Source organism: Pseudomonas sp. B21-036, assembly GCF_024748925.1.
Classification (GTDB): domain Bacteria; phylum Pseudomonadota; class Gammaproteobacteria; order Pseudomonadales; family Pseudomonadaceae; genus Aquipseudomonas; species Aquipseudomonas palmensis.
Genome location: NZ_CP087178.1, coordinates 777,783 through 792,208, shown reverse-complemented (window position 1 = coordinate 792,208; position 14,426 = coordinate 777,783). Strand labels below are relative to the sequence as shown.

The following is a 14,426-nucleotide window of genomic DNA, read 5'->3' as shown; positions in this document are numbered from 1 at the left end:
TTAGCCGGCGACCGGGGTACGCCAGTCGTCCGAGCCGGAGGTACCGGACACTTCGTGGGTCCAGGTGATCTTGCGGTAGGTGAAGTGCACGTCTTCAAGGTGGGTGAAGTGCGCGTTGGCCGGGTCCTGGCAGTTGTGCATGTAGTCCTTGATGTCGACGATGATCGCGTCTTCGAGCTTGGTGGTGAAATAGTGCTCCTGGGTGCCGGCCGCCGAGGTGCGGTACCAGTGGATGACGATTTCGGTCAGGCGCTCGCCGGAGGTCAGCGCGGCCAGCAGCAGGGGCGACGCCTTGTCGAAGACCTTGGTGATGACCACCGGCTTGTGCACGCGCTGGCCGGTCGGCTGACCGGACTGCGGGTCGCGCGGGATGATCACTTCGTGGTTGAAGCCCTGGACCATGACCTGGTCTTCGTGGCCTTCCTGGTAGGTGTTGCCGACCGAATCGGCGGTGAAGGCACCGGCGGTGATCAGGCCTTGTTTGGTGCCGGTGACGGACATGTAGGCAGGTGTTGCCATGGGGGTTTGCTCCTTGCAAAAAGTGAAGCCGAACAGGCGAAAAATGCCGTGCGACTGCAAGGAAACAGTTCAAGACCCGTGCCAACTGAAATTTAGTTGTTGTTAATCAGTAGCTTGTGTTTTTGCTGTACGTTTTTTGAGCACTTTTACGCGAGAAAACCCGAAAAAGTGCGCAACTTCTTGCGCAGTACTGTGCAAGAAGTTGCGCACTCGTCTGTAGGCCTTTATCCCAAAGGCCTAGGGAAATGTATGCACAGGGTTATCCACATTTGAGTGCGCAAGAAGTTGCGCAGTTGGTAAAAACGGCAGGGTAGATTTTCAGCGCTTGAAAAGCGAAAAAACACGCCCCCAATAGCCCCCTTTCGACGCCATCGCCTCCTGCAGTTGCCGCGCACTGACCGTGCGCTGGGCAGGGTCGAACGCCAGCGCATTTTTCAGCGCAGGCCAGCAGTGCGTGGGCAGGTTCGACGGGCGCGTCAGCGTGCGATCGAGCTGCTCGGCGCGGGCCTGAGTTGAAGGCAGGCGCCGATAGGGATGCTTGCCGCTGGCCAGCTCGTAGATCAGGCAGGCCACCGCATACATATCCGCCGCCGCACCCAGCGTGCCGTGTTCAAGTAGTTCCGGTGCTGCGTAGCCGGGCGTCCAGGCGTTGAAGCGCTCGCGGCTGAGGTGGGCCAGCCCCGAAAGCACACCGGCGTCGGCCTGGCCAAGACCAAAATCGAACAGGCGCACGCCATCTTCGCCGAGCATCACGTTGCTCGGCTTGAGGTCACCGTGAAACACGCCCCGGGCATGGCAGCAGGCCAGGGCTTCCAGCAGCGGCAACACGATGGCGTTCAACGCCTGCCCGTGCAGGCCCAGCGGTTGCTCGCACAGCAGTTTGTCCAGTGCCGGCCCGCGCAGCAGCTCCAGGGTGATGAAGGCGCGCTGGCTCGGCGGGTCGATCTCGAAGCTGTACAGGTTGACCACCTGCGGGTGCGCCACGTGCCGGGTCAGGGCAAACTCGCTGAACAGGAGCGCGTTGGCATCCGGCGAGGCGGCCAGCGCCTCGCTCACGAGCTTGATCGCCACACAGGGCTGCGGGTCACCGAACTGCTCGCGCAGCAGATCGCGGGCGCGATAGACCATGCCCATGCCGCCGGCACCGAGCAGGCGTTCGAGCCGATAGCGCCCGGCCAGCACCTGCGGCAGCGGCACCAGCGGCGGTGTCGGCGCCGGCTTTTTCTTGCCTGTGCGGCGCCCCTTGCGCTTGGCCGCAGCGGGCGCCGGGGTGGCCAACTGGCCGTTGACGAAGGCGAAATAGGTGAGGTTGGCGTCGCGGGATTCGGTGGCCAGCAAGGCACCGAGGTCGGGCTGGTGTCTGCTCATTGGCGAATCACCACTGCGGTCAGGTTGTCCCCCGCCGCGCCACGCAATGCCCCTTCGAACAGACGCTCCAGCGCGACCTGCGCCGACGCCAGGCTCAACGCCTTGCCCAGGGCATCGCTGCTCAGTTCCTGGTACAGGCCGTCGCTGCACAGCAGGAACGCATCGCCCGGGTATACCTGCAGCTCCAGCACCTCCAGGGTCAGCTGCTCGCTGGCGCCAAGGGCGCGGGTCAGGGCGCGAGCGCCCGGTTGCGCCCGCGCCTGCTCCGCGCTCATCTGGCGCTGGTCGATCAACTGCTGCTGCAACGAATGGTCGCGTGACAGCTGGTAAAGACGCTGCTGGCGCCACAGGTAGCAGCGGCTGTCGCCGGCCCAGATGCACGCCGCACGCTCGCCCTCGAGCAGCAGCGCCACCACCGTGCTGCCCATGATGCTGTCGTGGTGTGCATCCGTGACGGTCAGTTCCTGGCCAAGGCGCCGGTTGATCCAATGCAGGCACCCGCGCACCCCTTCCAGGCGCTCGTCAAAACTTCCATGGGCCGGCAACTCGGCCAGGCTGGCGACGATCAGCTGGCTGGCCAGGTCGCCACCGCGGTAGCCGCCCATGCCATCGGCCACCGCCCACAGGCCCTGCGCCGGGCACTCCAGAAACGCGTCCTCGTTGCGCATGCGCACCTTGCCAGCATCCGTGCGCGCCGCGCTGTGCCAGCGTGCTCCAACCTGCATCTAGAGCGACCCCGGCAGACGAAAGCCGCGTAACACGCCAACGTCGAAAGGGTTGGGCGCACGCTGGCTGCTGAGCAGGTAGTTGGCCCGCAGCCCGCCCACTTCGGCCTTGAGCACCAGCACGTCGCGGCCCTTGAGGTACTCGGTCTGCATCAGGTCGAACAGGCGGAACAGCGACCACGGCCCGGTGTTCTTCTCGATGCCGATCGGGCGCTCGACCATGCGTTCGAGCACCAGGCTTGCGCGACCGTCCTGGGCATCGGTCGGCCAGTTGAAGGTCATGGGCACCACCGGGCCGTGGCGATAGTCCAGCTGCCGATCGCCAAAGCGGAACTCGGCGCGGCTCACCGCCGAGTCCAGGGTGTAGGGCTCGAGCCTGAACTGCACCTGCGGCTGCGCCGGGTTCTCGGCGAAGAAGCTCTGGCGAATCGTCTGGGTCCTGGCCATCTGGTCCAGGTAGACCCGCGAGATCGGCAGGCTCTGGCCGTCGATGCTGCGCAGGCGGTAACTGCCCGGGTCGCCGCTGATGAACGGGCGCAGGTAGGTGTCGAAGAAGCGCTCGGCGATGCCCTGGGCCTTGAAGAACTCGCGAAAGTCGTTGATCGCCACGTCACTGGTGCTGTGGGCATCGAACGGGTAGCGCTGCTGGATCGACTCACCGTAGAAGCCGTACAGCTCGCTCTGGTAGCGCTCGTTGACGTACTGGTAGGCATCGTTGAGTACCAGCCGCCAGCTGTCTTCGGCCAGCAGGTTGAACCAGCCATTGAGCGGTCGCGGCAGACGCCCGGAGGCGTTGCGCAGGGCGCTGAGCGCATCGCGCTGGCCCCCCATGCGGGTCTTGGCAAGCTCGAAGGCCATCTGCTCCGGCTGGCTGGCGCGCGCGAGGCCGGCCATCTGCAGTTGCAGGTCGTTGAGCGCCTGCAGCGCCGGGGTGAGGTCGGCGGAGGGGCCATTGTTTTCGTCCAGCAGCCGATGCAGGGATTCGAAACGCCGCTGCAGGGACTTCTTCGCGGTGTCGGGCAGCGGCTTGGCCGCCACGGCGGGCTTGCTCGCCAGGGCGCCCTGGACCTTGCCGGCCACGGCGACCGCCGTGTTGGCCTTCTTGCCCAGCTTGACCCCCTTGGCCGGGTCGCTGGCCGGTGCCTCGGCGGGCTCATCGGTGCTGCCCGGCACGGGCTCGAAACGGGTGTTGTCGCGCACCTGCACCAGCAGTTGAAGTACCGGCGAGTTGGCCGAGGTGAGCCCGGCGAGCTGATCGGCGCCCTCGCCGGCATCGCCGAACGGTTGCAGGCCGACCTGGCCGACAGCCTCGCTCCAGTGGTTGGCGTAGTCGCGAAAGTACAGCTGTTCCAATCCTACCAGCAGGCGGCGCATGTCCATGTCGCTGATGCCGCTGCCCTCACCCAGGACCCAGTTGTCACGCAGCAGCTCGCTGACCAGGGTCGAGCCCTGTACCGAGAAATACTGCTCGTAGCCCTGCTGGGTGTAAAACCCCGGAATCACGTAGTCGGTGCCGAAAAACAGCCCGCCCTGGGGGCCCAGGTGCTGGCTGAGACGGTAGTCGGGCAGGCTGCTGGCCTGCTCGCGCAGTACACGGTACACCACGTTGACCAGCGATTCGCTGCGCAGCACCTTGCGTGCCTGGGCCACCAGTTGCGGGTCCAGCGGGTAGCTGAATGGCAGTTGCAGCAGGCGTTCGAAATGCCCGTTGAGCCCGTTTTGCACCGCCGTGTTGCCCGCGTAGCGGCGCGACCAGTCAGCGGCTACCCACTCCTGCAGCCAGGCGGCTTCGCGGCGGTCGGGCATGCTCAGCATCAGGTAGGCACGCAGGCTGTTGAGCAGGCGCTCACGGTCGCGCAGGTTGCCACGTATCTGCCCTTCGAGCTGTTTGGCCACCCGTGGCAGCAGTTGGGTGTGCAGGTCCTGTTCGTAGGCACTGCGAAGCAACGGATTGCTCTGCTCGCCCTGGTACAGGCCCAGGCGCTCATGCAGTGACGCATCACCCGAAGGCGGGAATACCTGGGTCGCGGCATAGCTGCTGTCCAGCGGCTTGAGCGCGGCCATGGCATCGCTTTGCGGGGTCAGCGCTGCACGCTGCCCGGCCCACACCTGACCGAGCCCGCGCAGTTGCTCGAGGCGGTCGTGGTTGGCACTGAAACCGCCCGCCCACAGCAACCCGCAGCACACCAGTACGCCCAGCGCGCCGACATACAGTGCGCGCTGCCCCCAGTCGATGCGTCGCCGCTCGCGCTGGTCGAGGCCGGCCAGGTCGGCCTCGGGGAAGATGACCCGGCTGAGCAGGTGATGGATGAACCGCGAACGCCCGCTGCGCAAGGTGGGTAGCACCGTGCTGGGCAGGCCCAGGCTGGCCCCGATGCTGGCGGTGTCCGGGTCCAGTTGCTGGACAAGGTGCGGCGCACTGGTGAGGTAGAACCCGCGAAGCTGGCTGGCGCGCTGGTAGCGATTGCCGGTGAAGGCGATGTCGACGAACAGGCACAGCTGCTCGCCGATCTGCGCCAGCTGGTGCGGGAAGTCGAGGATGCGCGCGCGCCGCTGTGTATCGCGCTCGTGGTGCATGCGCATGATCACCTGGCTGTTGAGGCGCCGCAGCAGCGCCTCGAAGTCCTGGCGCAGCACAGCCACATCGGTGCCGTTCTGCGCCTTGGTGAAGGTGCTGCCCAGTACCTGGTCGCTTTCTTCACGGCTGAGCTGGTCGAAGAAATCGTCGAACCCCTGCAACTGGTCGGCCTTGCTCAGCACCAGGTACACCGGCACCTGGACATGCAGGGTCTGCTGGATTTCCTGCAGTCGCGCATGGACCTGGCGCGCCAGGTTTTCCAGGCCCTTCTCGTCGCCACTGCGCAGCAGCTCGACCGGCACGCTGACCAGCACGCCGTTGAGCGGCCGGCTGCGGCTGCGTCGACGCAGCAGGTTGAGCAGGGTACGCCAGGCACTGGCGTCGACCTCGGCGGTTTCCTGGGTCAGGTAGCGTCCGGCGGTGTCGATCAACACCGCGTGGTCGGCGAAATACCAGTCGCAATGACGCGTACCGCGGGTGTCGCGGGTGAGTTGGCGGTCCAGTTTGTTGAGCGGAAACTCCAGGCCGGAAAAGTCCAGCAGGCTGGTCTTGCCACTGCCCTGGGGGCCGATCAACAAGTACCAGGGCAGGTCGTTGCGCCAGCGCTCGCTGCGCCCGCCATACAGGCTCGAGCCCTTGAGCGTACGCAACGCCTCGCTGAAGCGGCTGCGCAGTTCCTTGTGGTCCTCGTCGATGCGCGCTTCACGGCGCAGGCGTTCCTGGCCGTCCTCGCTCTCTTCGACAGCCTTTTTCTGCACCCCGGCGCGCCAGCTGGCGAACACCATGCCCAACCCCCAGCACAGGAACAGCGCACTGATGGTCAGCAGGCGCGAGGTGGCCGAGGCCCAGAAGCGGTGGTCGTCGACTGCCAGCAGCGGCCCCACGAACCACACCAGCAGTACCAGCGACAGCACCAGCAACAGCGTCCATACCCACGTCTTGCGCAAAAAATCGCCGACTTTCTTGAAGAAGTTTTTCATCACACGTCCCTGTTCTACTGCTGCGCCTGGACCGTTTCCGGGTCAAGCTGCTGAAAAGGTTGCAGCACGGCCTCGCGCTGCTCGCCCAACACCCAGGCGAACCCCGAATACATCACCACCAGGCAGATCAGCGCGAACAGCGTGACCATCCACCACGGCACCACCCGCACCAGGCTGCGACGCTGGTCGTTGAGCCCTTCCCACTGCGGCGAAAGTTCGCGCGGGGCATCCCCGCGCAGTTGCCGCACCTGGCGGAACAAGGCGTCGCGAATCCCTTCGAGTTCGAGCATGCCGCGTACCATCACGCGGTACTTGCCCTCGAACCCCAGCGACAGGCACAGGTACATGAGCTCCAGCATCGGCAGGTGCTTGACCGGGTTCTTCGACAGACGATCGAGCAGTTGGAAGAACTTCTCGCCACCGAAGGTCTCGTTGTGAAAGGTGCTGAGCAGGCTCATCTGCGCCCACTCGCTCTCGTTGCCCCAGGAGGTGGTGACCACGGCCTCGTCGAGCACCGAGCACAGCACGTAGCGCGCGGTCATCACCTGGCTGGGCTCGGCGCCGTTGTGCAGCGCATGGGCCTCGAACAGCTTGATGCCATGGGTGAGGGTCTGGTTGAGGGCGTCGAGGTCTTCGCGGCTGTCGCTGTGCTTGAGCCGCACCACGTGCGAGAGCAGGTCCGAGGCGGCTGCCACCAGGGTGTTGAGGCTGATGTTGATGGCCTCGGCCGGGCCCAGGCGAGCCGAGTAGATCATCCGGTCTTCCAGTTGCTCCAGGCGCGGCGTGGCCAACCCATCGGTCAGCGGAACCTGCCTGGGCGCCTGGCCCTGGCGGTCCACCAGCACGGTCTTGTCGTCCTGACGGTGTTCGATGTCCTTGTGCATGCGGTCAGTTCCTGATGGCCCAGAATTTCAGTTCGAGCTCGGCGAACTCGCCCGAGACGTGGAAGGCAAAACCACCGGAGCGCTCCAGCAGGGCCTGGTCTTCGGCGTTGAATTCGAGCAGGAAGTAGGTCTTGTTGGAATGGAACGGGATCTGCCGCGGCGCCACCGGCAACGGCACCACCTTGATGCCAGGCAGGTGCAGGTTGACCAGTTGCCGGATACGTTCCACCGGGCCGACCTTGAGGTGCGAGGGCAGGCGCGTGCGCAGGGTCTCGCTGTCGCAGTTGGCGCTGGCGGCCAGTACGAACGAGGCCGAGGCGAGCAGCGTCTGGTCGTGCACGGCGGCCACCAGGATGCCGTACTGGCGGGTTTGCAGGTCCAGTTCGATGGCGTGCTGTTCCAGCACCATCGACAGCACCTCGCGTATGCCGTCCATCAGCCGGCGAAAGCTCGCGCCCTGGTCGCTGTGCTGATAACGGCTGTCGGTACGCGGGCGCTTGGTGTCGCTGGCAAAGGTCGCCAGGTCCCCCAGCATGGTCAGCAGGGTGCGGTACAGCTCCTCGGGGTGCAGCTGGTCCAGGCCCAGGTAGTGACGCAGCAGCAGTTCGGTACGATTGATCAGTTGCAGCATCATGAAGTCGCCCACCTCCGCGCCGCCGACCTTGCCGTTGGAACGGATGCGCTCGGCAATGGTGTCGCCACGGTGGCCAAGCATGCTGATCACCTCCTTGAGGCACGACAGCAGGTAGCTTGAAGCGTGGGTGTGGATGAAGGTCGGCACGAACTCGGGGTCCAGGCTGATCACGCCGTCCGGGGTGGTGTCGAGCACGGCGCACAGCTTGAGCTTGACGTAGGCCTGATCGCCCTGCTGCTCGCCCAGCAGCAGGCGAAAGTCCGGCCGTGCACAGCTGATGTCGCTGTTGATGTCGTCACCGGCGTTGGAGTCGCTGACCGGGGTCTCGTAGGCGATGTAGCGCGCCAGCACATCGGACTGCTCCAGTCGCCGGGTCTCGATGTGGTTGCCGGTCACCAACGGCAGTGCCAGGTACACCGGCGTGTTGCCGGTGTTGGGCGGTATGTCCAGGGCCAGCGGCTCGATGTTGCTGCTGAGTTCGAACAGGCTGCCGTCGGGCAGCACGCCGCTGGCCTGGCTGACCACCAGCTTGCCCATGCTCAGGAACTGCTGGTCGATCTCCAGGCTGAGAAAACCCCAGTTGTAGCTGCCCAGCAGCTGGGTGCGGGTTTTCATCTGGTAGTCGTAGTAGCGATCGTTGTGCTGGAAGTGCTGCGGACGCAGCAGCATGCCTTCCTGCCAAATGACTTTGTGCACATGCATGATCAGTTTTCCGTCCGGGCCAGTGTGGCGTTGCTGTTGCGAATGCCAGCCTGGTCCAGCGTCAGGCTGGCGCTGTTGAGTGCCTGCGGGGTGATCTGGACCACGTAGCGCCACTGGGTCTGCTCCAGGTCGCGGTAGGCCGCCAGCACGCCGACGTAGCGGCTGCCAGGTTCCACGCTCAGGCGCAGCGTCACGTGCTCACCGGGGCGCAGCTCCAGCTCTTCGCTGACCACCAGGTCTGGCGCCAGGGATTCCTTGGCCCGCTCGTACAGGCTGAAGAAGTCGGCATGCTCGAAGGCCACCGGGTGCTTGAGTTCGAACAGGCGCACCACGATCGGCGAGGGCCGGCCATTGAGGTCCGGGTTGAGCTGGTCACCGGCGTCGAGGGTCAGTTGCAGCTTGGTCAGTTCCGAGTACGGCGATAGCGCGGAGCAACCGGCCAGCAACAGCGCCAGCGCCATCAGGCCGGTGGAGAGAAAGGTCTTGCAGCGCAGCATGGGGATCATCCTTGAGCGTCGGTGTGAAGGGTGCCGATCAGGCGAACCTGTTCGGCGTAGGCCTGGGCGAAGTCGCGCGCCAGCAGGCGCTCGCTCCATTCATCGTCCTGGCCAAGGGCCTGGTGGTAGCGCACGTAGGCGCGCCACTGGCTGCCGGCAGTCCGCAGCAGCGGTGCCCGGCCGCGCTCGAACTGCAGGCCCAGCTGGCGTGGCGAAAAGTGCTCAAGCACACCCTGCAGCGCAGCGCGACAGGCCGTCAGCATCGCCACCTGATGCGCCTGCAGGTCGCGGTAGGCCTGGGTCAGTGCCTGGCTCGCAGGGAGCTGGCCGGGCGCGGCCGGGTGCAGCAACAGGCCCAGCGCCTGGCCGGCATCGGCGCTCGACTTCAACGGGTTGTGGCTGGCGCGGTGGGAGGTGGTCAGGGCCAGGCGCAACTCGTTCTTCAGTTCGCTGCGGGTGCGCAGGCTTTGCTGCACGCCGCCGATGCTCTGCTTGAGCAGGCCGGCCGCCTTGATCGCCAGGGCTTCACGGGCGCCAGGGTCGAGCCCGCCCAGATCGACCCCGAGGGCGGTACCAAAGGCTGCCCAGAACCGTTCGTTACATGCAGGTGCCGGCGGCGCCTGTGGTTCATCGTCGGGTTCGGGCTGCGCCACCAGGTTGGGTACCAGCAGGCTTTCCATGTCTATGCGCGCGTAGTCGGGGCGCTGGCGGGCCACCGGTGCAACCGTGTCGAGTGTACTCAGTGCGTCGAGGGGCGAAGGCTCGACGTCCTGCTGGTCGAGGGCATGGAACGGGTCCAGCTCAAGAAAGGCGTCGTCAGGGATGATGCTGCCCGCGGCGCTGGGCAGGCCGACCTCGACATCGGCTGCGGTGCGGGTGACCAGGCGCGCGCGCACCTCGAAACCGCCCAGCAGGTACACGCTGTCCTGCTCGATTCGCTGCGCCTGCCCCTTGCGCAGCTGCGCACCGCTGCGTCCGTCGCGGGTGCCGTTGCTGCTGATGTCGGTGAGGAAGAACACGCCCTCCTGACAGGTGACCAGCGCATGTCGCTTGGAGACATGCCGCTGCGGGTCGCTGATGACCCAGTCGCACGCCTCGTCGCGCCCAATCACGCCGCCTGCACGGGTGAAGGTCTTGCTGCGTCCCTGCGTTTCAAGAACCAGTTCCATGTTGATGCTCCTTGCACTCACTTGCCGCGGTTGGCTGCCTGCGGATCGCCCAGCGGGCGATAGGTGTCGTCGTTGAATTTGTAATTGCCGCTACAGCCGCCCAGGCCGCTGAGCACGATCAGCGCCAGCAGCAAGGCGGGCCAGTGACGAACAGACATTTGCAGATCTCCATCGGTGGGCATTGCACGAAGCGCCGCCCGCCGGGGCAGCGCACGGTTGTAAGGGAAAATGCAGCATTGCTCGCCATGGCCGCTCAACCTTCGAACTCGCCAAGGTTGATGTTCAGCCGCCCCAGGCGGTACAGCAGGGTGCGCCGCGGCAGGCCCAGCTCGCGTGCGGCCAGGGTCTGGTTGCCGGCGTTCTTGCGCAGGCAGTCGAGCAGCCAGTGGCGCTCCACGTTTTCAAGGCGGTCACGCAGGTTCAGCCCGCTGTCCCCCGACGGTACTTCGCTGGCCGGGGCAACATGCTCAGGCAGCAGGCACTCGCCGTCGCACAGCAACACCGCGCGCTCCACCAGGCCCTTGAGTTCACGCACGTTGCCCGGCCAGGCGAGCCCGTCGAGGTAGGCCAGTGCCGCCGGCGACCACTGCAGGGGCTTGCGCCCCAGAAACTCGCAGGCCTTGGCAGAGAAATGCCGGGCCAGCACTGGCACATCGCCGCCGCGCTGACGCAGGGCCGGCAACTCGATGGGGAACTGCGCCAGGCGGTAGTACAGGTCTTCACGAAAGCGCCCTTCGCTGACCAGCACCGCCAGGTCGCGGTGGGTGGCGGCGATGATGCGCACATCGATGGTGTGGGTGTCGTTGGAACCCAGCGGGCGGATCTCGCCCTCCTGCAGCACGCGCAGCAGCTTGGCCTGCAGCGACAGCGGCATGTCGCCGATTTCGTCGAGCAGCAGGGTGCCGCCGTGGGCGGCATCGAACAGGCCAGGGCGGTCGCGCAGTGCGCCAGTGAAGGCGCCCCGGCGATACCCGAACAGTTCGCTCTCCAGCAGGTTTTCCGGCAGGGCCGCACAGTTCTGCACCACGAACGGCCGGGTACAGCGCGGGCCGTAGTCGTGAATCGCCCGGGCCACGACCTCCTTGCCGGTGCCGGTCTCGCCCAGCAGCAGGACGGTGTAGGGGCTGTGCAGCACCTTGCTGATCAGCTGGTAGGCCTGGCGCATCGCGGCGCTGTTGCCGATCAGCCCGTAGTCGGTGGCGCCGGCGCGCGTGGCGGGCAGCGGCGCCGGCGGCGCCTCGGGCTGGTGCAGGCGTTGCAGCAACTCCATTTGCACCAGCACGAACGCCCCCAGCTGTCCCAGCGACTGGGCAAAGCCGCCCAGGTCGACGCTGGTACGGCTGGCACACAGCAGCAGGCCGGCGATGGCCTGCTGCGGGTTGAGCAGCGGTACGCACAGCAGCGACTGCCAGGGGCTGTGCAGCACCGGCAGGAAACTGGTGTCGAGCAGGCTGGCGGGCAGGTCGGCAAGGCTTACCGAACGGTTCTGGCACAGCGCGAACTGCAGCAGTTGCTCGCCGTTGTAATCCACCGGCACGCTGGCGGCAGCACGCGGCTGCAAGGCCCCGCCCAGCCATTCGGCGGCAAGGCTCAGCGAAGTGTGGGTGGCATCGAGCAGGTACAGCTGACTGAGCTCGCAACCGCTGAGCTCGGCCACCGCCTGCACGAAGCGCTCCTGCAGCGCGGGTTCCCGGCCCGTACGCGACAGGCTGGCGAAGTGCGTCAACAGGGCTTCGGCATAGCGCAAGGGCTGCGGCACGTGGGTGAACATCACCCCCACCTCAGGCAAACTCGCACCTCACGCCCGTATCGCCATCGAGCGTGGCATGCACCTGCTGCAACGACTCCCCGGCCGCCATCGCTGCCAGCAGCCGGTCAGCCACCTGCGGCATCAGGTGCAGGTCGAGCAGGTGGTCGATCAGCCGCGCGCCGCTGTCGCCCTGGGTGCAACGCTCGGCCAGGTGCTCGACCAGCGCCGGGGCATAGGTGAAACCCAGTTGCCGGCGCAGCAGCCGCTGGCCAAAGCGCTGCAGCTTGATCTCGACCAGCTCGCGCAGCACCGGGCCGCTCACCGGGTAATACGGCACCACACGCATGCGCGCCAGCAAGGCCGGTTTGAAATGCCTGCTCAAGGCGGGCCGTATGGCCTGTTCCAGTTGCTCGGCAGAGGGCCGTTCGGCGCCTTGGCAAAGGCTCGCGATCTGCTCGCTGGCCAGGTTGGAGGTCATCAGGATCAGGGTGTTGCGAAAGTCGATTTCGCGCCCCTCGCCGTCGTTGGCCACGCCCTTGTCGAAGATCTGGTAGAACAGGTTCAGCACGTCCGGGTCGGCCTTCTCGACCTCATCCAGCAGCACTACGGAATAGGGCTTCTGGCGCACCGCCTCGGTGAGCATGCCGCCCTCGCCATAGCCGACGTAACCGGGCGGCGCGCCGATCAGCCGCGACACGGTGTGCTTCTCCTGGAACTCGGACATGTTGATGGTGGTGATGAAGCGCTCGCCGCCATACAGCAGGTCGGCCAGGGCCAGGGCCGTTTCGGTCTTGCCCACGCCACTGGGCCCCACCAGCAGGAACACCCCGACCGGCGCATCGGGCTTTGCCAGGCCGGCTGCGTTGGCCCGCATCGAACGGTCCAGTGCCTGCACGGCCTGCTCCTGACCACGGATGCGCGCACGCAGGTCTTCGGCAAAGCGCATGATCCTGGCGTTGTGCTCGCGGGCCAGTTGCTCCAGCGGCACGCCGGTCCAGGCACTGATCACTTCGGCCACCAGGCGCGGGCACACTTCGAAGCTGACCAGGCGCTCTTCGGCCTGCGCCGCTTCCAGCAGGCGGCGGGTGGTCTCCAGGCTGGCCTGCAGTACGGCCACGTCATCCCGTGCATTGCCCTGCTCGCGGGCTTCGGCCAACTGCCGGCGCAGGTCCAGCACCTGCTCGGCCAGCGCGCGCTGCTGTTCCCAGCGCGCCTGCACGGCCTGCTGGTCGGCCTGGTCGCTGCGCAGTTGCGCCTGCAACAGGTGCAGCGCCTCTTGGTCGATGCCCACGCCGGCTTCGGCGTCGCGCTGCTGCGCCTGCACCTGCCGCTCGCCCTCGGCCAGCGAGGCACGCAGGCGTTCCAGGCGTTGCGGCGCGGCGGCCAGGCTGATGCGCACCCGGGCACAGGCGGTGTCGAGCACATCGACCGCCTTGTCCGGCAACTGTCGCCCGGCCAGGTAGCGCGCCGACATGTGCGCCGCCGCCACCACCGCATCATCGCGCAGGTAGATACCGTGACTCTTCTCATACACCTGGGCCAGGCCGCGCAGGATGGTCACCGCCTCGTCCGCTGTCGGCTCGTGCAGTTGTACCGGCTGAAAGCGCCGGGCCAGGGCCGGGTCCTTCTCGAAGTACTTCTTGTACTCGCTCCAGGTGGTGGCGGCGATGGTGCGCAGCTCGCCCCGCGCCAGTGCAGGCTTGAGCAGGTTGGCCGCATCCGAACCGCCGGCGTTGCCGCCCGCACCGATCAGGGTGTGGGCTTCATCGATAAACAGGATGACCGGTCGGGGCGCGGCCTTGACCTCGTCGATCACGCCCTTGAGGCGTCGCTCGAACTCGCCCTTGACGCTGGCGCCGGCCTGCAGCAGGCCCATGTCCAGCGCCAGCAGCTCTACCCCGCGCAGTGCCGGCGGCACTTCGGCGGCGGCAATGCGCAGCGCCAGGCCCTCGACGATGGCGGTCTTGCCCACACCGGCCTCGCCCACCACGATGGGGTTGTTCTTGCGCCGCCGGGCAAGGATGTCGATCATCTGGCGCAGCGCTTCATCGCGGCACAGTACCGGGTCGAGTCGGCCGTCGCGGGCCTGCTGCGTGAGGTTGTGGGTAAAGCGCTGCAGCATCGACTCGCCCTGGCCGCCCGTGGCACCCTGCGCTGCAACCGGCCGGGACGCCAGGGCGAAGCCCTTGAGGCGCTCGATGTTCAGGCGGGCCAGCAGCGGCTGGTAATGGCTGCCGGCATAGCGCACGGGGTTGCGCAGCAGCGCCAGGATCAGCGCAGCCTGTTCGACCTGGCTGCTGCCCAGTTCGAGGTTGGCCACCAGCAGCGCATCCTGCAGCCACTGCACCAGTTCGGGGGCGAACACCGGGTTGCGCGAAGCGCTGTGTTCAAGCTGCACCTGCAGGGTGGCGCGCAGTTCGCCCGGCGCCACGTCGGCGTCGTGCAAGGCCCGTTCAAGAAGGCCTTCGGGGCGATCTAGCAATTCCAGCAGCAGGTCCTCGACCAGGATCCTGCTGCCGCCACGTGCCACGCAACGTTCGGCGCAGCGCTCCAGGTCACGACGGGTGTCGGCGTCCAGCGCCTGGATGAGTTGTTGCAGGTCTACGGTGATCATGTTCAT

General features: G+C 66.5%; 11 protein-coding genes. All 11 read right to left on the bottom strand.

Translation table 11 applies throughout. From position 1 onward, the window contains the following. The 11 genes from LOY33_RS03480 to tssH all read right to left on the bottom strand — a co-directional run bounded on the left by LOY33_RS03480 (position 1) and on the right by tssH (position 14,426). A complete protein-coding gene (locus tag LOY33_RS03480; RefSeq protein WP_043859617.1) occupies positions 1-519 on the bottom strand; it encodes an Hcp family type VI secretion system effector in 519 nt (172 codons plus the stop codon). Between the two features lie 318 nt (positions 520-837). After that, positions 838-1,887 (bottom strand): serine/threonine-protein kinase, encoded by a 1,050-nt coding sequence (locus LOY33_RS03475; protein ID WP_078481832.1) that lies wholly within the window; start codon positions 1,885-1,887, stop codon positions 838-840. Continuing rightward, entirely contained in the window at positions 1,884-2,612 is a 729-nt protein-coding gene (locus LOY33_RS03470; RefSeq protein WP_258661492.1) for a PP2C family serine/threonine-protein phosphatase, read from the bottom strand. The genes LOY33_RS03475 and LOY33_RS03470 overlap by 4 nt, the downstream gene beginning before the upstream one ends. After that, positions 2,613-6,170 (bottom strand): type VI secretion system membrane subunit TssM, encoded by a 3,558-nt coding sequence (gene tssM, locus LOY33_RS03465; RefSeq protein ID WP_258661489.1) that lies wholly within the window; start codon positions 6,168-6,170, stop codon positions 2,613-2,615. It abuts the gene before it with no gap. A gap of 14 nt (positions 6,171-6,184) precedes the next feature. Beyond that, positions 6,185-7,054, bottom strand: a complete 870-nt coding sequence (gene icmH / locus LOY33_RS03460; RefSeq protein WP_058540725.1) for a type IVB secretion system protein IcmH/DotU — start codon at positions 7,052-7,054, stop codon at positions 6,185-6,187. Positions 7,055-7,058: 4 nt separating this feature from the next. Continuing rightward, complete coding sequence (gene tssK / locus LOY33_RS03455; protein ID WP_054916577.1) at positions 7,059-8,390, bottom strand: type VI secretion system baseplate subunit TssK; 1,332 nt, start codon at positions 8,388-8,390, stop codon at positions 7,059-7,061. Positions 8,391-8,392: 2 nt separating this feature from the next. Next, the gene (gene tssJ / locus LOY33_RS03450; protein ID WP_043860551.1) at positions 8,393-8,887 is read right to left on the bottom strand and encodes a type VI secretion system lipoprotein TssJ; all 495 of its coding nucleotides are present in this window, start codon (positions 8,885-8,887) and stop codon (positions 8,393-8,395) included. A 5-nt stretch (positions 8,888-8,892) separates the two neighbouring features. After that, positions 8,893-10,056, bottom strand: a complete 1,164-nt coding sequence (gene tagH / locus LOY33_RS03445) for a type VI secretion system-associated FHA domain protein TagH (protein WP_253087390.1) — start codon at positions 10,054-10,056, stop codon at positions 8,893-8,895. A gap of 17 nt (positions 10,057-10,073) precedes the next feature. Continuing rightward, the gene (locus tag LOY33_RS03440) at positions 10,074-10,214 is read right to left on the bottom strand and encodes a hypothetical protein (protein ID WP_058540727.1); all 141 of its coding nucleotides are present in this window, start codon (positions 10,212-10,214) and stop codon (positions 10,074-10,076) included. A gap of 95 nt (positions 10,215-10,309) precedes the next feature. Next, on the bottom strand, positions 10,310-11,827 hold the full coding sequence (locus LOY33_RS03435; RefSeq protein WP_258661486.1) for a sigma 54-interacting transcriptional regulator: 1,518 nt from the start codon (positions 11,825-11,827) through the stop codon (positions 10,310-10,312). A gap of 10 nt (positions 11,828-11,837) precedes the next feature. Further along, positions 11,838-14,426 carry a type VI secretion system ATPase TssH gene (gene tssH / locus LOY33_RS03430; RefSeq protein WP_258661483.1) on the bottom strand — a complete coding sequence of 863 codons (2,589 nt, stop codon included), beginning with the start codon at positions 14,424-14,426 and terminating at the stop codon, positions 11,838-11,840.

What these genes read in the sequence shown, in the direction of transcription:
- LOY33_RS03480 (WP_043859617.1), bottom strand. Translation starts at nt 519, where the DNA reads ATGGCAACACCTGCCTACATGTCCGTCACCGGCACCAAACAAGGCCTG.
- LOY33_RS03475 (WP_078481832.1), bottom strand. Translation starts at nt 1,887, where the DNA reads ATGAGCAGACACCAGCCCGACCTCGGTGCCTTGCTGGCCACCGAATCC.
- LOY33_RS03470 (WP_258661492.1), bottom strand. Translation starts at nt 2,612, where the DNA reads ATGCAGGTTGGAGCACGCTGGCACAGCGCGGCGCGCACGGATGCTGGC.
- tssM (WP_258661489.1), bottom strand. Translation starts at nt 6,170, where the DNA reads ATGAAAAACTTCTTCAAGAAAGTCGGCGATTTTTTGCGCAAGACGTGG.
- icmH (WP_058540725.1), bottom strand. Translation starts at nt 7,054, where the DNA reads ATGCACAAGGACATCGAACACCGTCAGGACGACAAGACCGTGCTGGTG.
- tssK (WP_054916577.1), bottom strand. Translation starts at nt 8,390, where the DNA reads ATGCATGTGCACAAAGTCATTTGGCAGGAAGGCATGCTGCTGCGTCCG.
- tssJ (WP_043860551.1), bottom strand. Translation starts at nt 8,887, where the DNA reads ATGCTGCGCTGCAAGACCTTTCTCTCCACCGGCCTGATGGCGCTGGCG.
- tagH (WP_253087390.1), bottom strand. Translation starts at nt 10,056, where the DNA reads ATGGAACTGGTTCTTGAAACGCAGGGACGCAGCAAGACCTTCACCCGT.
- LOY33_RS03440 (WP_058540727.1), bottom strand. Translation starts at nt 10,214, where the DNA reads ATGTCTGTTCGTCACTGGCCCGCCTTGCTGCTGGCGCTGATCGTGCTC.
- LOY33_RS03435 (WP_258661486.1), bottom strand. Translation starts at nt 11,827, where the DNA reads ATGTTCACCCACGTGCCGCAGCCCTTGCGCTATGCCGAAGCCCTGTTG.
- tssH (WP_258661483.1), bottom strand. Translation starts at nt 14,426, where the DNA reads ATGAACATGATCACCGTAGACCTGCAACAACTCATCCAGGCGCTGGAC.